Origin of the sequence: Paenibacillus sp. Soil787 (assembly GCF_001429545.1) — a bacterium.
In the GTDB taxonomy this organism is placed as follows: domain Bacteria; phylum Bacillota; class Bacilli; order Paenibacillales; family NBRC-103111; genus Paenibacillus_E.
The window spans coordinates 292,790-313,576 of sequence record NZ_LMSP01000044.1 but is presented as its reverse complement, the minus strand read 5'-3'; the positions used below and the strand labels follow the sequence as shown (position 1 = coordinate 313,576).

20 protein-coding genes and 1 pseudogene are annotated in these 20,787 nt (G+C 43.8%); 1 reads left to right on the top strand and 20 read right to left on the bottom strand.

Features of this window, described 5'->3' with window-relative positions; all coding sequences use genetic code 11:
* Window positions 1-4 precede the first annotated feature (4 nt).
* The 19 genes and pseudogenes from mdh to ASG93_RS27720 form a co-directional block, all read right to left on the bottom strand.
* Window positions 5-943, bottom strand: a complete 939-nt coding sequence (gene mdh, locus ASG93_RS27810; RefSeq protein WP_056837365.1) for a malate dehydrogenase — start codon at window positions 941-943, stop codon at window positions 5-7.
* A 5-nt stretch (window positions 944-948) separates the two neighbouring features.
* Window positions 949-2,562 (bottom strand): amino acid permease, encoded by a 1,614-nt coding sequence (locus tag ASG93_RS27805; protein WP_056837363.1) that lies wholly within the window; start codon window positions 2,560-2,562, stop codon window positions 949-951.
* 288 nt (window positions 2,563-2,850) lie between these two features.
* Window positions 2,851-3,099, bottom strand: a pseudogene (locus tag ASG93_RS36615) (BMC domain-containing protein); the annotation flags it as partial.
* A 5-nt stretch (window positions 3,100-3,104) separates the two neighbouring features.
* Window positions 3,105-3,377, bottom strand: coding sequence for a EutN/CcmL family microcompartment protein (locus ASG93_RS27795; RefSeq protein WP_056837360.1), 273 nt, complete (start codon window positions 3,375-3,377; stop codon window positions 3,105-3,107).
* 12 nt (window positions 3,378-3,389) lie between these two features.
* On the bottom strand, window positions 3,390-4,106 hold the full coding sequence (locus ASG93_RS27790; protein WP_056837359.1) for a hypothetical protein: 717 nt from the start codon (window positions 4,104-4,106) through the stop codon (window positions 3,390-3,392).
* Complete coding sequence (pduL, locus tag ASG93_RS27785; RefSeq protein ID WP_056837357.1) at window positions 4,103-4,765, bottom strand: phosphate propanoyltransferase; 663 nt, start codon at window positions 4,763-4,765, stop codon at window positions 4,103-4,105. Before pduL ends, ASG93_RS27790 begins: the two co-directional genes overlap by 4 nt.
* 36 nt (window positions 4,766-4,801) lie before the next feature.
* On the bottom strand, window positions 4,802-5,095 hold the full coding sequence (locus ASG93_RS27780) for a BMC domain-containing protein (protein ID WP_056837355.1): 294 nt from the start codon (window positions 5,093-5,095) through the stop codon (window positions 4,802-4,804).
* A gap of 28 nt (window positions 5,096-5,123) precedes the next feature.
* Window positions 5,124-6,656: an acetaldehyde dehydrogenase (acetylating) gene (locus tag ASG93_RS27775; RefSeq protein ID WP_056837353.1), complete on the bottom strand. Its 1,533-nt coding sequence runs from the start codon at window positions 6,654-6,656 to the stop codon at window positions 5,124-5,126.
* 56 nt (window positions 6,657-6,712) lie between these two features.
* The gene (eutL, locus tag ASG93_RS27770) at window positions 6,713-7,363 is read right to left on the bottom strand and encodes an ethanolamine utilization microcompartment protein EutL (protein WP_056837350.1); all 651 of its coding nucleotides are present in this window, start codon (window positions 7,361-7,363) and stop codon (window positions 6,713-6,715) included.
* Window positions 7,347-8,438 (bottom strand): ethanolamine ammonia-lyase subunit EutC, encoded by a 1,092-nt coding sequence (gene eutC, locus ASG93_RS27765; protein WP_056837698.1) that lies wholly within the window; start codon window positions 8,436-8,438, stop codon window positions 7,347-7,349. Before eutC ends, eutL begins: the two co-directional genes overlap by 17 nt.
* A 76-nt stretch (window positions 8,439-8,514) precedes the next feature.
* On the bottom strand, window positions 8,515-9,879 hold the full coding sequence (locus tag ASG93_RS27760; RefSeq protein WP_056837348.1) for an ethanolamine ammonia-lyase subunit EutB: 1,365 nt from the start codon (window positions 9,877-9,879) through the stop codon (window positions 8,515-8,517).
* A gap of 202 nt (window positions 9,880-10,081) precedes the next feature.
* Window positions 10,082-11,518: an ethanolamine ammonia-lyase reactivating factor EutA gene (locus tag ASG93_RS27755; RefSeq protein WP_056837697.1), complete on the bottom strand. Its 1,437-nt coding sequence runs from the start codon at window positions 11,516-11,518 to the stop codon at window positions 10,082-10,084.
* A 126-nt stretch (window positions 11,519-11,644) separates the two neighbouring features.
* Window positions 11,645-12,244 (bottom strand): ANTAR domain-containing response regulator, encoded by a 600-nt coding sequence (locus tag ASG93_RS27750; RefSeq protein ID WP_056837346.1) that lies wholly within the window; start codon window positions 12,242-12,244, stop codon window positions 11,645-11,647.
* A 54-nt stretch (window positions 12,245-12,298) separates the two neighbouring features.
* On the bottom strand, window positions 12,299-13,726 hold the full coding sequence (locus tag ASG93_RS27745) for a sensor histidine kinase (RefSeq protein ID WP_056837344.1): 1,428 nt from the start codon (window positions 13,724-13,726) through the stop codon (window positions 12,299-12,301).
* 119 nt (window positions 13,727-13,845) lie between these two features.
* Window positions 13,846-14,361: a EutP/PduV family microcompartment system protein gene (locus tag ASG93_RS27740; RefSeq protein ID WP_056837342.1), complete on the bottom strand. Its 516-nt coding sequence runs from the start codon at window positions 14,359-14,361 to the stop codon at window positions 13,846-13,848.
* 14 nt (window positions 14,362-14,375) lie between these two features.
* Window positions 14,376-14,717, bottom strand: coding sequence for an ethanolamine utilization microcompartment protein EutS (gene eutS / locus ASG93_RS27735; protein ID WP_056837340.1), 342 nt, complete (start codon window positions 14,715-14,717; stop codon window positions 14,376-14,378).
* Window positions 14,718-14,843: 126 nt separating this feature from the next.
* Complete coding sequence (locus tag ASG93_RS27730) at window positions 14,844-15,728, bottom strand: sugar phosphate isomerase/epimerase family protein (RefSeq protein ID WP_235550982.1); 885 nt, start codon at window positions 15,726-15,728, stop codon at window positions 14,844-14,846.
* A 185-nt stretch (window positions 15,729-15,913) separates the two neighbouring features.
* Window positions 15,914-16,912 (bottom strand): quinone oxidoreductase family protein, encoded by a 999-nt coding sequence (locus ASG93_RS27725; RefSeq protein ID WP_056837338.1) that lies wholly within the window; start codon window positions 16,910-16,912, stop codon window positions 15,914-15,916.
* Between the two features lie 95 nt (window positions 16,913-17,007).
* Window positions 17,008-17,841, bottom strand: coding sequence for a helix-turn-helix transcriptional regulator (locus ASG93_RS27720; RefSeq protein WP_056837336.1), 834 nt, complete (start codon window positions 17,839-17,841; stop codon window positions 17,008-17,010).
* Window positions 17,842-18,123: 282 nt separating this feature from the next.
* Between ASG93_RS27720 and ASG93_RS27715 the strand changes: the two genes are divergently transcribed.
* Window positions 18,124-18,513, top strand: coding sequence for a DUF1259 domain-containing protein (locus tag ASG93_RS27715; protein ID WP_056837334.1), 390 nt, complete (start codon window positions 18,124-18,126; stop codon window positions 18,511-18,513).
* Between the two features lie 206 nt (window positions 18,514-18,719).
* Here the strand turns inward: ASG93_RS27715 and ASG93_RS27710 are convergent, their stop codons facing one another.
* Window positions 18,720-20,219 carry a malate:quinone oxidoreductase gene (locus ASG93_RS27710; protein WP_056837332.1) on the bottom strand — a complete coding sequence of 500 codons (1,500 nt, stop codon included), beginning with the start codon at window positions 20,217-20,219 and terminating at the stop codon, window positions 18,720-18,722.
* Window positions 20,220-20,787 lie beyond the last annotated feature (568 nt).

Here is a 20,787-nt window from a genome sequence, read left to right as displayed (position 1 = left end):
TATTTTAATTCATAATTTGTATGACTTTACGAACGGTTTGTGCAGATTTATCAAGATCAGTTTTCTCTTTTTCTGTTAATTGCAATTCTAGTATTTTTTCAATACCATCTCCGCCAATGATCGTTGGCACACCGAGATAGATATCTCGGTATCCATACTCTCCTTCTAAGTAGGCAATGGAAGGCAAAACGCGCTTCTTATCTTTAAGTATGGCTTCTGCCATTTGAACTAAAGAAGCTGCAGGCGCATAATAAGCGCTGCCATTACCAAGAAGATTTACGATTTCACCACCGCCCTTACGCGTGCGCTCAACAATTGCGTCAATACGTTCTCCAGAGATTAGTTTATCTACTGGAATTCCCCCAACGCTCGAGTACCGAACAAGCGGAACCATATCATCCCCATGGCCGCCAAGTACAAATCCTGTAACATCTTCTACAGATACGTTCAATTCCTGTGCAACAAACGTATTAAATCGGGCTGTATCCAGAACTCCGGATTGGCCAATGACGCGATTTTTCGGAAATCCAGTCGTTTTAAAGCAGACATACGTCATGGCATCTACCGGGTTGCTCAATATCAGGATGTAGCTGTTAGGCGCATACTTGGCTACATTTTCGGAAACACCTTTCATGATGCCTGCATTGGTATTAACCAATTCATCGCGGCTCATCCCAGGCTTACGGGCAATACCTGCCGTAATGATGACCAGATCTGCATGCTGAATATCCTCATAATTGGATGTACCTGTGATATTTGCATTGAATCCCTGCACAGGCCCGGCTTCAAGCATATCCAGAGCTTTTCCTTTTGTAGGGTTTTCCAAGTTCGGAATATCAACCAATACAACGTCTCCAAGTTCTTTTTGCGCTAGCATAAGCGCAGCAGTAGCACCGGTAAATCCAGCACCGATCACGGCAATCTTTTTCCGTTTAAACGCCATATGGATTAGCCCCTCTCAAGTTGAGTACTGCTCTTTGCACTTGTGTGGCCCGAATTAATTCTATCATTAATCACTTTGAAGGTTCCCAAATGTGGACCTTTAAAATGTTTTCGTGCCCGAGTCGCATACATGATGATCAAGATAACAAATAATACGGCGAATGCTTTTCCTGTCGCATAGTGGATCGTGAATTGTTCCGTAACTTTGACATCGTTTGGCGCGAGGCAAAATAGTACATCTAAGAAGAGTACCCAGGCGATAGCAACCACATTTACGAAAACGCTCCAATTGCCTAATGACCAAGGACCGTTATCTTCTTTCGTCCATACGCCTCTCATTTGTGCGCGCAGTTTAAGGAAAAGTGGGATTAAATATGAGCTGTGTAAACCAATTACAGTTAACGCCGTCACAACTGCATATACGTTATCAAGAAGACCGCACAAGAAAGCTAATAGTACGGTAATCCAAATCGCATTGGCAGGCGTGCGGAATTTCTCCGAGACTTTGCCCCACAAATTGGATAATGGCAACCCTTTGTCACGGGAGAAAGCGTAAATCATACGGGATGCGGAAGTCACTCCGGATAGACCGCAGAACCACATCGCAAACGTCACCATCCAAAGAATAACCTTACCGAAAACGCCACCCATGGCTTGCTCTATGGCTACGATAAAGGCATTGCCGCCAGCGGCAGCTACAGCAGCCGGATCCTTAATAGACAACGTGACCAACGCGAGCATGATGAAGCCGAAAATACCGGATACGACAACGGATATAAATACACCCCAAGGAGCGCGGACTTTTGCATCAACCGTCTCCTCGCTCGTATGGGCGGAAGCATCATACCCCGTAATCGTCCACTGAGCTTGCAGCAATCCGACGATAAACGCAAACCAGTAAGGTGTAGAACTGTCAGCCACTGTAGAGAAGCTTGTATCAAACAAGTAACTAACATCCTGTGTCGGTCCGAAATAAATCAAAGCTCCGATAATCAAACCTACCCCGATCAAATGATAAAAGGCAGACACATCATTGAGTTTAGAAACAATTCGAATACCAACATGATTTAAGGCAGCATGACTGAGCAAAATAATCGCATAGACGAGTAATGTTTCGGATTTCGTCGGATTTTCGAATAATAACGAAGAAGCAAAACCGGCACATCCGTAATCGATACCCGCGACAATCGTAACTTGACCGATCATGTTAAACCAAGCGGAGAACCATCCGTATCCCGGATTACCAAGAATTGAAGCCCAGTGGTAGATGGCCCCGGATGTCGGAATCGAAGAAGTCAATTCCGCGATAGCAGCCGATAGGAATAAGACAAAGATGACAACAATCGGCCAACCCATGCCCATAATAGCCGGCCCGCCCTGATTAAAACCAAAGCCGAACAGTGTAACGCCACCGGTTAGAATCGAAATCACGGAGAATGAAATAGCGAAATTGGAGAACCCCCCCATATCCCGTCTTAATTCTTGTTTGTATCCGAATGCATTCAGGTCGTCGCCTGTATGCCCCTTTTGGCGAGCTAATTTCACTCCGTTTTTAGCTTTCAAATATATAGCAAGCATCACAATAAGTGCAACCGCAATTAAAATCAATCCTAACGTCATACGCAATCCCCCAGTTTTTCTACGCTTTTAAGAGTGATTATTCGGGCGTTTTCTTCTATTAGATTTTGCTGTTGGATCGGTTTGGTGATCATTACCTGATTGTTCTTCTTCGCTTTCATTTCCGGTTGATACTTCATTCTTTGTTACTTCATTTTCTGTTACTTCATTCTCAAATGCTTCTTCTGCAGCATCATGAGTTTCAACGATTGAGTCCTGTAATTGTTGACTTCCTTCCGTTTGATGAGTAACGGGAACGGTCAATTCACTTTTTTTTTTTAGTATCGTACCAAGCTCGTCATCCGGTCTTGGAATAATATGGGCAGCAACCAGTACCCCGACACGTTTGGCCGCTTCTTTCCCGGCTTCAAGCGCGGCTTGAACGGCTCCAACATCTCCTTCAACCAAGATCGTTACAAGGCCGGCGTCAACTTGTTCTTGTTTAATAAGTTTGACATCTGCTGATTTAATCATGGCATCGGCAGCCTCTATGGAGGCTATATAACCTCTTGTCTCAATCATGCCTAATGCTTTTGACATGTCGATCACCTGCTTTCTACATCGATAGAGTCTACAATACCGATAATGACGGCATCAATTGGCAAATCTTTATCCTTGAGCACTAATCGGGCTGCGCTCCCTCTTGTAACCATTACTCTATCTCCGTTGCCTGCACCGATGCGGTCCAAGGCGACAAAAGGAGCATCAATCGGCATCCCGGTAGGCCCTTCAGGCTGAACGAATAAAAATTTCAAACCAGTTAAATCATCCTCTTTACGTGTTGCCCAAACATTCCCGATCACAGTGCCAACTTGCATGTTCTCACCACCTCATGATTCTTTGACAAGGATCGTTACCCCTTTATCCTTAGCAGTGTCACGTGCCAGCGGGGTAACTAGGGTCAGCCGAGAAACAAGAATAGTGGTAACATCGGCAACCTGCACATCTCTCTGGGTCAGTACTTTATGATCAAAATACAATGTCTTATTGTTCACGCCGTTGTGATAATCGGTGCTACCGTTCGCACCTGGAGCAATTTGCAACCCGGATAGCCCGGCAAATGAGGCCCCAAAAGAAACAAGCATATCTTTATGCATTCGAATGTGCTGTCTGTAGTGTCTGGCAGGCTCCGGCAGTTGATCTTCCGAGTCTTCAGAATGCAGTATCCACTCTAAGGATCGAGTAGGTACTAACGTCACCGGTATGCCATAATGCAAAATACTTGCCAACAGCTCACAAGGAGCTGAGCCTGTGAAACCTAAAGCTCCCCGGATTAATATATCCTGGTTGATGTCCATAAACACGACATGCTTGATATCGATCATCGCAGATAAAAGCTCAGGGGAGCGAAATGACATCGGAATCACATGCCATTTCGCTTGTAAGCTTGCAGCAATCTTAGCTACTTCCTCTTTATCATGGTTTTCCTCATGAACAAGAAGCAAACTTGATTTCTGGTATACTTTTTCCTGTTCCACGGCTTGCAAATTTTTAATAACTTCGCGGACGATAAGCTCAATGACCGATTTATCAAGGGATACGGTCATCTTAAACCCTTTGTATCCGTTACTCTTATTAAAGCCCCGGTATCACCGGTTTTCAATAGCGCAGCATTCGCTTCATCGGTATCGATATGCATCTCAAGCTTATAGCGTTCAGAAACGCGAATGAGCACATTTTCGAAAGTGATCGTTCTCTTACCCTTGGTTTTGACTTGAACCACTTCGCCATTCTCAACACCAAATTCAGCCGCTTCTTCCGGTGTCATATGAATGTGCGCATGTGCGATGATTAACCCTTCACTAACATGAATACTGCCTTTGGGGCCCACGATCGTGACAGGCGAGGAGCCTTGAATATCGCCCGATTCGCGGAGAGGAGCCTGAACTCCAAGCTTAACAGAGTCAGTCATGCTGACTTCAACTTGCGTAGCTCCTCTTACCGGACCGAGTATTCTAACCCTTTCAATACTCCCTTTTGGTCCGACGATCAGTACCGTTTCATTCGCGGCAAATTGACCAGGCTGGGATAAATCCGCCTTCTTCGTCAATTCATAACCGGTACCGAATAGTGCCGCAAGATGTTCTTTTGATAAATGCGCATGCCGCGCGGAGACGCCAATAGGTACGGTTGGCTTTATCTTTTCTTCCTGATTAAGATGAAGCACCACTTCATCGACAATCGACTTTATCATCTGTGGGTCCATGAAACGTACACCTCACTTTCCGATCACAACAATCAATTATTTTTCCGAATCAAATTTAGGCAAAATGCTTTCCAGCTCATTATGAGGACGAGCGATGACATGAACGGATAAAAGTTCGCCTACGCGCTGCGCTGCAGCTGCCCCTGCATCCGTAGCCGCCTTCACTGCGCCAACATCTCCGCGAACAAGCACGGTTACAAGTCCGCCGCCTGCATGAACCTTACCGACCAAATGAACATTCGCCGCTTTGACCATTGCATCCGCTGCTTCAATAGAAGCTACCAATCCTTTAGTTTCAATCATTCCCAATGCTGTAAGTTCTCTTGTCATTTTAAATTCCTCCTAGAGTTTATATGGATTAAATTTGTGAAATCACTTGGTTAACTAATTTAACGATGGTTTCCTTGTCTATATTCCCTGCCGCGCCAACCTTGGCCAAAACTTTGCCCACCACTTCTTCAATCTGCTCTTCTTTGGCGCTTTGTACCGCAGGCTTTGAACTTACCTGAACTTTCGTACTGCCTGGTTTAGGGATTTCAACATGTTTGATGCCGTAAGCAAGACGTTTAACGTTCATCAAATGGTGTGCTGTCAAATTATCGGAGGTAATATTGCCTCCAAAGGAACCGCAACCTAGCGTAAACGAAGGTTTAAGTCCAGTCGTACCGCCAACTGCACCAAGCGCGGATGGCGTATTTACAACGATTCTTGATACCGGCATACGTAAAGCAAAGGCTCGGGCAATCTCATCATCCGTCGTATGAATAGCTAACGTATGTCCTCTTCCGCCTAAATCCAGCAGGCGTTCACAGATGACAGCGGCTTCCTGCCATCCGTCTACTGTGTAAAATGCAAAGACAGGAGCCAGCTTTTCGATCGAGAATGGAATGTCCTTCCCGATATTCGCTTCTTCCGCGATCAATAATCGCGTATCCTCTAGAACAGTGATGCCGGCCAGCTCAGCGATTACCCTAGCACTTCGACCCACAATCTTAGGGTTGAGTTTGCCAGAAGCGGGAGAAATGACCGGTTCCAGCCTTTTCTTCTCTTCCGTATTCAAGAAGTATGCGCCCTGGTTCTTAAATTCGCGAATGGCCATTTCTCGGATGTTCCGATCGACAACAACGGCTTGTTCAGAGGCGCAAATGGTTCCATTATCGAACGTCTTACTGTCGACAATTCGCCCCACGGCCTTGGATACTTCGGCGGTTTTCTCAATATATACCGGCACGTTTCCTGGTCCTACGCCGTAGGCAGGTTTACCCGAGCTATAGGCTGCCCTTACCAAAGCGCCGCCGCCTGTTGCCAAAATAAGATTAACATCCTTATGCTTCATTAAGCCTTCCGTAGCTTCCATCGTTGGCTGCGGAATCCAGCCAATGATTCCTTCCGGAGCACCTGCAGCGACTGCTGCCTGCAAGCAAATGTTAGCGGCTTCCACGGTACACTTTGCTGCGGATGGGTGTGGACTGAACACAATCGCGTTTCGTGCTTTTAGCGCAATCAAGCTTTTGAAAATTGCAGTAGATGTTGGATTCGTTGTCGGGACAATACCCGCAATCACGCCAAAGGGTGCTGCAAACTCAACCATTTTTTGGTCTTTATATTCATTGATGATACCAACGGTCTTTTGATCACAAATGGACTGATAAACATCTCTTGAGGCTACTTGATTCTTAATCACTTTGTGTTCGACAACGCCAAGCCCTGTCTCCTGGACAGCGAGGGATGCGAGCTCAAGTGACTTCTCATAGGCAGCATCCGCCATGGCTTTCACGATGCGATCTACCTCATCTTGAGAGAAAGCTTGGAATTTCGCTTGAGCCTCTTTCGCTTTCTTAACGGCATCTCTCATATCTTGAATTGATTGTAAATCTTTCTCTAATTGCATCCTTCTTATGCTCCTTTCTTTTAGTGATCACTGCACCTTCTACATAGGCATCACTCCTAATACGAGATAGGCTGTTTGGCAATTCCGATAATGCTTTCTCGAAATGCATCCGCTGCAGCGCGGCAAGCCGATTGTGTACCGGTAAGCAAACCGCCGCCGAAGTTCGTCTCCGAAGGCGGGCCAAAAAACTTGACAAGTCGTACGTCCGCCGCCTTCAACGCAGCATCTAGACCGTACATGGCCTCTAGAGGCGGAGCGATTAAATAGGCGAGTGGCTCCCCTTCGTTAATCTCCGCCAGCTTGGAAAGATAACTGCCTGTTCTCGCTACGACATGCGCGTACAAGGCATGGGTACGACTATCATTGAGTGATTCGAAAAACGCGTCATATTGAATCGTATTTTCAATCGCTTCGATCCCGCTTCTTACCTCGTCAGGACTGGGGCCAGCAATGATCCCGATGAATTCGCCGGATAATGGACCTGATGCATGGCTGGCGCCAGCATAGAAGGAACGAGCGTACACGACTTCCACTTCCGCTCTCTTGGTCCCTTCGTCAAGTGCCGTATACCCGATATCATCAATCGTCGTCGTAAGAATTCCTAAGCTCCTATGCCCTGGTTTCAACTGATACTGGGCAGCCAACGACTCATCTACATTTGGAATGATACGGACAGCTAGCACCTCAGCCTTAATTCTGTCTAGCATCGCTGGCCGACGCCTCCTTTTGAACAAGTGAGATTCCACTCGCTTCATATTTGAGTATTTTCTCGACGACTGTACCTAAGTAGGCTCCAGCCTCGACGGGTGGTATGCCCCCCGAATGAATGTTTGAAATGACCATCCTTTCGGCTTCAATCGTTCCTTTACGCGGTTTGTAGCACATATACGCACTTAATGATTCTGCGCTTAATAAGCCTGGCCGTTCTCCGATAATAAGTACGACAACCTCAGGCCGCAGAACTTCTCCGACTTCATCCATGACCGCAACGCGGCCTTTTTGAATGTAGAACGGAGTACCACATGCAAGCTTAAGATTTTTCAAGGATTGCTGGAGCGATAAGAGCACATCCTCCAGGTTTTTCTCAATGGCTTGCGAACTCAGTCCATTGGAGACGATAATCTGTACTTTTGGCTCATGCACACAGCGCTTGGAAATGGTTTGTATCGCTTCTTCCGATAATCGCCTGCCAAGGTCCGGACGACGGATATATTCTTCTTTATCCGAAACCTGGGTTTCAACCGAAAACAAATCAAGACTATTCAGCAATTCCGGTGAAACTTCCCCATATACGGCATCTACTGCGGCAGCGTGATCAAGTCGAAACTTTAACCAAGCTTCCGTTTTCGGCCGCAAACCGGCTCTTCCAATTCCGATCCTAGCGGGCGTTTTTCGGATGAGTTCTGACAATTCATCTTTATAATGAGGTTCATCAACTCCCAAACGAGTTTGCAATTCCGGAAGGATTCCATCATCGCGTAGATCCGGTAAAGGTTTTTTATCGTTTGTTAACTTGGCAACCGTCCGGTGATCCCAGATTCTCACCATGCCACCCTGATCTTCTGATGGTTCATTCAGGGAGTTGGTGAACGGCGATGATGTCTGTATCAACGGAAACGAATCTCTTATCTCAGCACCACTTTGCAGATGATCCCATACTCTTACCATTCCATCCGCAATTTCCGGTATTTGCTTGTCTAAGGCAGTTGTAGAAACGTCTTGGCGAGTATTCATTTTCTCCAGAACGATCTTTGTAATTGTTTCAATGAGCGCTTCATTCATGTTTTCACCTCCTGAGAGCTTTCCTTTAGGAAAGCTTGCATCGTAAATCATAAGCTGACCCATTAAGAGGCCCCTGTTATCGTGTGAAAATGGTAGGATCCCCAGCTCTTCTGCTTAATTTGCCGTTTTCCATAATGCCCATTTTCTCTAGCCAAGCTTCAAACAAGGGGGATGGCCGACGATTCATCGTTTGACGCAACGTCGCTACATCGTGATAACTCATCGACTGATAATTGAGCATACAGTCATCTCCCATCGGAGTTGCAATGATAAAGTTGACGCCTGCCGCCGTAAGCAGTACACCTAAATCTTCAATATCGTTTTGATCCGCTTTAATATGGTTGGTATAACAGATATCTACCCCCATCGAGATCCCATGCATCTTACCCATAAAATGATCTTCAAGACCGGCGCGTTTCACTTGTTTGCTGTCATACAAATATTCCGGTCCGATAAATCCAACGACAGTGTTTAAAATATAAGGGTTATAACGCCTAGCGAATCCGTAGTTTCGCGACTCCATGGTCAGCTGATCAATGCCATAATGGGCTTCAGCAGACAATTCTGATCCTTGCCCTGTTTCAAAATATAACCCCTCGGGACCTGTTCCCGTTCCAAGCGTTCTGGCCATATCCTCGGCTTCATCCAGCAGTGCGGCTGAGATGCCAAAAGAACGATTCGCCGCTTCCGTACCTGCTATGCTTTGAAAAATCATATCTGCGGGAGCGCCTTGTTCGATGGCCTTCATTTGTGTAATGACATGGGCCAGCACACAGTTTTGTGTCGGTATTTCCCATGTGTTCATAAAATCACGAGTTGCATGCAGCAGACGCTTCACACTTTCGACGGAATCGTCAACCGGATTGATGCCAATAACCGCATCACCCATTCCATACGATAAGCCCTCTTTTAAAGAAGCGATCATTCCGTCAACATTATCCGTAGGATGGTTAGGTTGGAGCCGGGAAGCAAGCACCCCTTTTTGTCCGATTGGTATATTGCATTTGGTTATGACTTCTATTTTATTAGCGCTATGAATCAAATCGAGATTAGACATCAGTTTAGTCACTGCTGCTATCATTTCACTCGTGAGCCCTCTGCTTGTGCGCTTAAGATCTTCACCCGTTGTACGGTCATCAAGAATATATTCTCGAAGTTCAGATACGGTCCATCCCTGTAACTTCTTGTAAATCGGTTCATTTACTTGTTCCTCAATGATACGTGATACTTCATCTTCTTCTGCCGGAAGCAAGGGATTGTCGCGAATGTCGCTTAAGTATAGTGCGCCAAGCACTTGCTTTGCGGCAATTCGCTCTTGAACGGTTTCAGCCGCAAGACCAGCAAGTCTGTCGCCTGATTTTTCTTCGTTCGCTTTTGCAAATACTTCTTTTAAGTGATTGAAGTGATACACTTGACCCATGAGCAGGGTTTTCAGTTTCATCTGCCAACCATCCTTTCTTTAAGAGGTTGTTTAAAAAGCCCACTTTGATAACGAAGCAATTCAAGAAGCCAATTCGGCATCGAATCTTGAACGAATCCGGGAAGTCCGGTACTCACGTAGCAAATCTCTACGCTCCGTTCCTCCTTCTCCGCATTACGTCCAACCTTCTCGGTTCTGAAAGCGGACTTTTTAAACTCTTATCTTAAGAGTGAAATGCCAGAGTCTTTACAACGACGAGTACAACTTCAGTTTGCAGTTTGTTGCCTATATCCAGATAATCGCCGTGTTCGACGAGTACTTGATCGATGCATATGATGTCGCGTCCTGAGTTCATCGCTTGTAAAGTTTGGCCTAGAACTTTTGCCATATCACTCTGTAAGACGACGACCAATGGCTCGGATTGATTCGGCTGTTGGCGATACGATTCAAACAGCCAATCAGCCAACTGCTGTACTTCGCGAAATCTCAACACCGATAGTCCCGTGATATAGAGTGCAAAGTTGATTCCTTCTCTTTGGGGATCATAAATCTGCAAAGCCTGTTCCATCGCTTCATTCATGATTTGCTTGCCGTTAACAAGACCTTCACTTAACTTAAAATGATACACAGGCAGGTTTTTAATGGGCAATCGGGAACCTTCGACTTGAATGGTCGCACCGCTAATTTCCGTTGTTTGCGTGCCGGCTCCAAGCACTGTAGCTCTCACGGTTTCAACAGGTGTAATCCACTTCCATCGCTTCATTTCATTACTTTGCCGTAACGATTCGGCTAGTAATAATCCGATATCCTCATAATCTACCTTTTGCTCTTGTTCTAAATTTGTCTCCAGCCTATATATACATTCACTTACTCCACCCGAAAACATAATCTCATCGATCGCGATCTCCCAATCGGGCGGGTGTCCAAGTAGAAGTACTTTGTCTGAGCCTTCAACTTTCCCTTCAAGAATATGAGCAAGCGTACGGACCATGGCGCGGATGACTTCATGAATAACACCATTGATATCATCCATATGAATAGGATCGCCAGAAGAAAGATAATGTCCTAGTTGGGTAAGAAGGTTTTGTATAGGTGGAGATATCGTTTTTATTCTCCTATTATCTAACTCGATTAATCTGCCGCCGATATGAAGTGTACATGTCCCTTTGAAATTTCCGGATTGGTAAACAGCAATATTAGCCGTTCCTCCACCGATATCTATATTCGCTACCGTCTTCCCCGATTGTTTAGAATACTGGTATGCACCGGATCCTTTCGCCGCAATGATTCCTTCTAAATCCGGGCCAGCCGTCGCGACTAGAAATTCACCCGCTTGTGAGGACAGACTGTGAATCATTTCCTCCGCATTATGCTTGGTAGCCGTTTCACCAGTTATAATAACGGCCCCCGTCTTGATATCCTGCGGCCTAATGCCTGCTTTGGCATATTCTTTTTTAACAAGCAACTGTACCGCATCCATATCAATGAGAACATTAGAGCGTAATGGCGTCCGATAGATAGGACTTTTATAAAAGACTTGTTTATCGATAATCTCAATCCTTGGCACATGGCTGGTACCTGCCGTATTCATCAGAAAAAACCGGCTCAATATGAGCTTGGTCGTACTGGTCCCAATATCGATGCCTGCGCTAATAATCATTTCCGCTTCTTGACGATGTTGTTTCAATTCATCACCCCCCGGAAGAAAAAGACGCCTTTTAGCACTATCTAATTGAGATAGTGATAAAGGCGTCTTTGCCTGAGCTATTTTTTTGAACAAAGCGATTTAATACGTTTTTACCATATTTTCATTTAAACAGCGATTTTTGATCACATCATGGGCAACAGCTATCATCTGAACTTGATGATTCATACAATAAGAACGCAGTTTTTTATAGGCCGCCTCTTCATTGAGGAGATACGTTTCCATGATAATACCTTTTGCTTTTTCAATGATTTTTTGATCCTCGATTTGCTGCTCTAATTTTTTAATATTACCCATTAAAGAATGTAATCGTTTGGATTGATTAAGCGCAATTTCAATGGCCGGGATCAAATCATTCTCCGTAATTGGTTTCACCAAATATCCAACGATTTCCGCATTCTTCGCCTCTTCAATAAACTCGGTCTGACTATAAGCAGTCAATAAGACGACCGGGATTTGCCAAGAGTGTTGGATAATGCGACTCGCCTTGATTCCGTTCATACGAGGCATTTTGACATCCATCACAATGAGATCGGGACGAAGTTTGGCAGCAAGTTCTATGGCTAACTCTCCCGAATTTGCTTCGGCGATAACGTCATAACCTGCTTCAAGAAGCATTTCCTTAATATCCATACGTATAATGGATTCATCGTCAACGACCATAATACGCGACTTGCTCATCGTGATCAGCTCCTAATATAGGGACTTTTGAGCGGAGCTCAAAGTCTCTCTGCTTTATCCGATTGGAAAGACGACCTTCGCTTTCGTACCCTTCTCAGAAACCCGTTCGATTTCAAACATCCCGTTCAGATCATAGTTCGTCAAACTCCTTACAATCTCAAGTCCCAAATGTTCGGTATCCGACTGATGCTCAAACCCGATTCCATTATCTTGAATGATGAGATGAACCTGACCGGTATCGACAAACAATTGAATCGTAATGGTTCCTTCCTCATAACCTACAAAGCCATGTTTTACACTGTTTTGTAAAAGCTCTGTTAGAATAAGCGCCATTGAAACCGCTTGATTGGATGACAATTCAATATCTTCGATATCCAATTGTATGTTTACTTTACATAAATCATTTTGAATATTATTCACGAGTATTTTCGATATTTTTTCGACCACTTGATTCATGCGAACCGTTTCAATGCCACTGTACGAAAGTACTTCATGGACCGTCGCGATTCCCATGATGCGATTAAGGCTTTCTTGAAAAAGCACTTTCGCTTCGTCCGGAACACCGCGCCGCAGCTGTAATCTTAATAAGCTCGCTACCGTTTGCAGGTTATTTTTAACCCGGTGGTGGATCTCTTTGATCACAGCTGATTTCACCATCAACTGACGTTCCTTATCCCGAAGGTCAGTAATATCGCGCAGAATTAAGATTCGCATCGCTTCATTCTTGTTCTGCAAATCAATGCCGCGAAGAATATACACCTTATCTTTATCAATAGCCTCTCGCTGAATAACGCCGTTATTCAAATAGTCACTTCCTTGAATAAAGGGAAGCATCTCGCAAATCGGTCTATTTATATAGTCACAACTAGTCAAACTATTATCACTGTGGATTTCCATTAATCCAATCGCAAAATTATTCGCATACATAATCTTTCCATCTGCTCTTAATAAGACAAGAGCCTCTTCAATCAGATCGGGAATGATTCGATCCTTCGAGATTAAATCAAAAAACGTACGGCTAAATTCTTCGGTTGTCTCAGAAAGAATGGCAAGTTCGTTCTCGTGCCTCACTTGTGCCGTAATATCTTTTTCCAGGATCAGCATGCCAATCGTTTTATTACAGTTATTCGTAATGGGCATCACATTCTGGTTGACATGAACGCCTTCATGCGTGATAGCACGATTCATCAATGCAGGTTTTCCTGTCCGATATACACGAAATACGGCTGGCTCGTAACGTTCGTAGATGATTTTCCCAACAACACTTCCTTTGTACAGAGAATGCGAGGTAGATGGAATGGCTTCTGCAACTACAATGACATTACAATCGCCCTTTACCGGACAATCGATAAAAATATTAGCCTGTGCGATATCTGCAATAGCTTGGATAGTTTTACTCTTTTCAATGATAAGATCTACATCTTCATCACTTAGAGAAGTGTGCGTTTTGCATAAATCATGTATCTGCTGTGCAACATTCATAGATCAAGACTCCTTTAAGAATAAAAAAAGAGCCTTCAACATGAAAAATCCACTTTCTGTTGATGGCACCTTTGCCAATAGAATATTCTTTTGTTAAAGAAATAATACTTAATTTTATATTAGTTGTAAAGGCTTTCATGAAAAAAAACATGATTTACCGCCGATTGTGTGCAATACGCCTTCATTGCCTCGAAAGTTGCGCATTGGACCAGTTCTTGGATCTCTTTGATTCCTTGACCGGTCAACGATGAAGCAATAACGATAGCCCCCTTCGGAATGGCCTGTTTTAACTGCCTCAACGCACGATCCACAATAGCATGATTAGCATCAGCCTTAGTTACAACGCCAATGGGCAGCTTGGTAAAACCGTTAGCAAATCCCGGAGGGAAGATCGTCTTCGGATTGGTTGCATCTTGGATAAATAGGATATGAGTAACCTCTAGCGCAGTGGCCATAATACTTTTGTAAAAAAAGGGATTTTCCGTATACTCTCCAGGTGTATCGACAATCCAATCCTTGTAGACTAACGCTTGGGTTTTAACGGCATCGATCTTGCGGCCAAGCAACGCATTCGTCATCGTGGATTTCCCGGCGCCAATAGATCCTATAATCATTGCGCGATGATTGGTGTTCATGGCATGCACTTCCTTTACGACTTCGTAATACGTGACGATGTGTATCCAAGTTGTTCAGAAAGAAAAGTATTGATTTGCTGCATCGCCATCTCGACTTCGGATACACTGCCTACCAAAACGAGACTTCCGGTAAAACGATCAAGAAACCCAATCGAAACGTTCGCTGCTTTGGTTGCCAGATCGCAAGCAATAATGACCGTTTCGCTTGGCGTCAGTGTAAGAATGCCGATAGAACCCGCTTTCTCTATTCCGAGTTTACTAAACAAATCCACATCGGGATTAGCTATTAAATGACTTAATGTTACCTGTTTGCCAGGTACAAACTCCTGGATAAACCGCTTTTTCTCTTCTTGCATCGAAAATCACCTCCTCTCATGAAAAAAAAGAAGCCCCTGCCAATTTTGACGGGGGCTTCTTTGCCGCACTTTTTTTATATTATCTTATCATAAAATTGCTGATTTGCAACAACATAATAGCACACGTTATTTGACAAGGTCATTCCAGATCATTCGAGCCGTTTGTGCCAATAATAAAGACTGTGACCATCTGTCGCTAATCTCCTTCTGACGGCTGCTGTATTCATCTTCAGTAATCGCATAAGGAGGAGGCCCAAGTTCACATACGAATGGAAAAACGTCTTGCTCATCTGCCGATTGCAGCCAATTCTTCATGCCATTTCGCCACCAACGCACAAAATGCTCCATCATAGGATGATCCCCTTTTGGCCCGATAGCTACTTGGACTTGCTCTCCGTTCGACACCCGGCCATGAATACTTGATGTTCGAGCAAGTAATTTTTGAACGAGTGATTCCGCTTCGTCTGAAATGGTATGCAACTCTCCAGCTACTACGTAATGTGAAAGATCAGCTGTCAGACGTAAATTCTCGATATGATCCACATAGCGTGCTGTCCGAATAAGGTCCTGAGTGATCGTTCCCCGATGTGTTTCAATATAAACAGGAATGCCTGCTTTAATGGACAATGCGTGTATTTCAGACAAAAGTGACTCAGCAGCCTTTCCCGTTAAAAATGGGGTCAGCACTTGAGCATTTATAAATTTAATTCGACCAAATGACTTAGCTTGATTCAAAAAGTGAGCCATGTCGGAAGCGCTCTTGGGATAGGCGTTAATGCTGAATGAAAATCCATAACTCTCCAGAAGATTATGCCATTCCTCTGCTTCCTCTTGAGCCGGTATGAATCCATTAATTCCGTTAAAGCCGCCTTCCGCAATTTTGTTAAATCGTTCCTCCAAACCATTGTTTCGGTTCATATCATCCAATCCAGACATCGTCCACCACGACATTTGAACATCCAGACTTGTCCGTTGCGACTGATTCGATTGCGCTGGTTTTATCGTATGCATAATCATATCCCCCCTAAGTTCAGCTTAAAGTTTCATCGACAAGATTTAAATAAACAATAGTGCTAAATAATCATACAATCCTGCTATTTCACGGGGTAAGATCTGATCAGGAATGGGAGAGGTTCATCAATCAAAATCTCACTAGAAAAACAAAAAAACGCTCGGAAACCCAAGCGTTATGCGCTTTAATTATGGTGTATTTGCAAAACCAGTTTTCCGACCGTTTTCTTCTCTTCCAAGAGAGCAAGTGCTTCTGAGGCATTTTCCAAAGGATATACGCCATGAATCTCCGCATGTATTTCTTTTCTTGCCAGCATACCTAACGCTTCTCGCGCGGCTTTCCCAGTCTCCACAGGATTACTGTCGCTGTATCCGCCTAATGTAAAACCTGCGATCTGTTTGTTGGACAACCATATTTGATTATAAGAATGTAAAATATCCTCTTCTCCGCTTGCGTTGCCAACTACAAGCAACTGCCCTAAAGAACGAAGCACCTCTAAGCTTTGTTTGCGCATATTTCCTCCGACAGGATCAAAAACGGCATGCACACCTTTTTGTCCGGTTGTCCGTAGGGTTTGCTCCACAAAATCGGATCGGACAAATAATTCGTCGTATCCAAGGGATTCGGCCAGCTTTACTTTTTCGGCGCTTCCGACGGTTCCGAGTACCTTGCCTGCTCCCAGACGTTTCGCCATTTGCCCGATAAAGCTGCCCAACCCGCCAACCGCTGCATGAACGAGAATGTTGTCACCCGTTCTCATTCTATAAACATCTTTTATAGCCAGATAAGCGGTTGTCAGATTTACAATGGAGGCTGCCGCTGTAGCTAAGTCGAGGTCGGCTCCTAATTGATCTAACGGAACCGTCAGATCTGGCCGTACATTCGCCATTGATGCAAAACCGTTAAGATCATGCAGTGTCATCGAAGCAACGGGTTGACCAACGTAGAAGCCCTCTACTCCTTCCCCGATGGCACGTACATATCCCGATACTTCCAAACCGGGCGTAAGCGGCATCGGAAATACGGAGCTGAATTCGCCACGACTGAGCAGCACTTCGAAATACCCTACTCCAGCATAAGCAACGTCAATGGTTAGCATACCTGGGACCGGTTGCAGATCCGGTTTCTCTCGTAGCTGCAAATTTGCAGGTCCTCCTGGTCGATCAATTATGATAGCTTTCAATTTATATAGCCTCCTTGATTGCGAATAAGTTTATTATATTCGATGACCAAGGAGGCAACCTGTTTGCAGTTATACAGGTATCCAAACTAACAGGCTCATTGACAAATATGCATTAATTTTTGTTCAGTATCGGTACCTGCTATAGGAGTAAATACACAGCAGTGTAGGTTTTCATTGCCGTTAATTGCAGAAAAGGTATTCAGTTGAAAATATAATCGCCCTGCGACGAGGTGATCAAACGTGTAAAGTATGGCTTTCTTTTGCTGTACATCATGCAAACGCCATAAGGTTAGAAACTCCTCGCTTTCTTTACACATCCGCCGCACGAATTCCTCATACCAGAGATCGCCCGCCTTTTGGTCAAAATACATACGAAATACCCCTACCGTAAAATCAGCAAATTCCTTCCAATTCGCCAACTGTTTGCGCAGGTTTGGATCGGTAAATATTAGCCGTGTCATCACACGTTTCTCAGCGGGAATCGAATGGAAATCCGTAATGATTTCAGAAGCCATCTGATTGTAGGCCAACACCTCAGTTCGATTGTTTGCGATGATCGCCGGATAGCTCAATTGGTCAATAATGTTCTGAAGGCCTGGATCTATTTCCGTAGCGATCGGGTAAGATTCCCCATCGCCGCTATAATTTGCCAAACGAAGCAAATGGAGATGTTCTTCTGAAGATAATTGCAGGGCTTTGCCTACGCTCTCGATCACTTCTCTTGAGGCAGTGACGGCCCTGCCTTGTTCCAGCCAGGTATACCAAGTGATGCTAACTCCAGCAAGATGGGCAACCTCTTCTCTGCGTAGTCCCGGCGTTCTTCTTGTTCCAAAGCGACCGACAGTGCTGACATGATCCGGCTTAATCCGTTCCCGGCGGGATTTTAAAAAGTCTCCAAGTATATTGATTTTTGGGTTTTCTGAAGACATTCCACAAACAACCTCCTTCTTCGCGCTCAATACAAAATTATCAGAATGAGTGTTTTGAATTACTCCGACCTATAATCTCTATATGACAGTTTCTATTATACAGATATTAATAAAAAAACGACATCTCTGTCGTTTCGCTTACTAATATGGTGGGCATTGCTCACACTTGGAATGACTACCCAATGCTTGTATTTACATATTCATCGTTGTGTTAGGTGATAATCCGTTTCAACCCTGTTCATTTGCTCATACCATAAATAGAAAACAGAGGAGGAACGAAGTATGGCAAATAACGGTTTGCTTTGTGAGCAGTTCTCAAGGACTATCGGTGGTCAACCCGGCTTCGCTGGCGGAAAATGTGTGACGACAATAAATCGAGATCAAATAAGAGCAACAATTTTGGGGAAAAGATTTAGCGTAACGTCTTCTTTTTCGTTCGAATCATTAAATAATAGAACGGGCAGAGCACTTTGTTTAGGTAGAGCGGCATTCTTACAAAAAGAAGTCAATACATTCATTTCGGCCATTCGTAATCAAGGAATAAAAGTTTCATCTGTTCGCAGCGAATGGCTGTTCGAGCAACCTCGTTTGATTTATATCAATATCGAATCGGTTGAAAGACCACTTGTTTTTGCTAGAAAAGTCAGGAAAGCGTTAAAAGAAATTCATTAAAGGAAAGATTCGTCAAGCGTGATGACGATGGCTTATTTACAGCCCTCATTTTGCGCTGGTCTCTTTCCCGCGCTTTCTCGATAACTGTGAATTTTCAAAAAAAAAAGAACCTTTAATCTATAAATAGATCAAAGATTCATTGTTTTATTTTTTAAAATGTTGCTTGAACTTTTCATTAGATACCCATTGTTTCTACATCCAAACAATTAACTTTTGACTAGCACTTTTTCGCCTAGGCCAAGCGTTTCTGTTGTTGAAGTATGAATTTCGTGCAGGAGCTCTGGATTTTCCATTAGTGACACACCATAAGAAGGAATCATTTCTTTAATTTTCGGTTCCCATTCTTTCATATGTTGCGGGAAGCATTTTTTAAATACCTCAAGCATAACGTGAACAGCCGTAGAAGCACCTGGAGAAGCGCCTAGTAATGCTGCAATCGAGCCATCAGCGGCACTAATAACTTCCGTACCAAATTGAAGTGTCCCTTTGCCGCCAGCTTCAGTATCTTTGATAACTTGCACACGTTGGCCCGCTACTACTAAATCCCAATCCTCGCTTTTGGCGTTCGGGATAAACTCTCGTAACTCTTCCATACGCTTTTCTTTCGATAACATGACTTGCTCGATCAGGTATTTTGTCAATGACATATTTTTTGCGCCTGCCGACAACATCGTTACGAGATTATTAGGTTTTACGGAAGTTACCAAATCAAACATTGAACCGGTTTTTAAAAACTTTGGTGAGAAGCCGGCAAATGGTCCAAATAGCAACGATTTTCTATTGTCGATAAATCTTGTGTCAAGATGCGGAACAGACATTGGTGGAGCTCCAACCTTAGCTAAGCCGTAGACTTTTGCATGATGCTGCGCTACAACCTCCGGATTATTACACACCATAAATATTCCGCTTACTGGGAATCCTCCAATATGCTTTCCTTCAGGGATACCGGATTTTTGCAGTAAATGCAGGCTTCCTCCCCCGCCTCCGATAAAGACGAATTTTGCAGTATGGCGTTCTACGTTACCACTTTCGTTTCGTACTTTCAATTCCCACGAGCCGTCGCTAGTACGTTTCATATTATCAACGCTATGTTTGTATTTGATATTGACGTTTTTGCTCTTTAAGTGTTCAAACAAAATGCGTGTTAATGCACCAAAGTTGACATCCGTTCCACAGTCGATTTTTGTTGCCGCTATAGGATCATTCGATGGACGATCTTGTATAATAAGCGGAATCCATTCCATCAATTTTTCAGGATCATCTGAAAATTCCATCCCTTGAAACAAAGAATTATTTGACATCGCTTCAAAACGTTTCTTTAAAAACGTGACATTTTGTTTCCCTAGAACCATACTCATATGAGGCAATGACACGATAAAGTCCTGCGGATTACTTATCAGCTTGCTGTTTACAAGATATGACCAAAACTGCATGGAAAGCTGAAACTGTTCATTAATTTTGATAGCTTTGCTAATATCTATAGATCCGTCTGGTTTTTCGACAGTGTAGTTAAGCTCGCACAGTGCCGCATGCCCTGTTCCTGCATTATTCCATTCGTTAGAGCTTTCCTCTCCTGCATTTTCGAGCTTCTCAAACACTGTAATTTCCCATTCCGGCATTAATTCTTTCAAAAGTGTCCCCAAAGTCGCACTCATGATTCCGGCACCAATTAAAATAACGTCTGTTTTAGTTTCTCTGTTGCTCATATTTACCATCCTTATACCCTGAAATTTGCAGAAAGGATGCAGGCGCTCCTGCTTAGGCGCTACAGCAAGCCAAGGCGCGACCTAGTCACACACCTTTTCTGGATCAATTATAAGACTATTAATTCATATATTTATTTAACTATTATATGATAGTTATTAGCTATACGACAAGAAGTGCGGCGAATAAAATTCTTGTCAAAATAGGTAAAAAGGTCACGATTTACGCGGCTATTAATGAGATCAGGTTCTTGTCACCCGACATTTTGCATTGTTGTCATCTCGGATGACCAGAACTTGATCTCATTTGCTCGTTCAATCACACTATTTTTAATCTTGAGCTTAACCCCAAACCCAAAGATATTTTAAAGACTCCTTATTATAACTTTCTTCTATGTATCCGACCATTCTGATTTTTCGATAGAAATTCTTTATTCGATATCATCGCCCTCACTATACTCAACTTTTATTGATAGATTTTAATATCTAATTGATTTGGGAGATATGATGATGGTCATGACCGGTCATGTTATGGATGGCTATAATAATTATTATCCCAGCGCATAATATA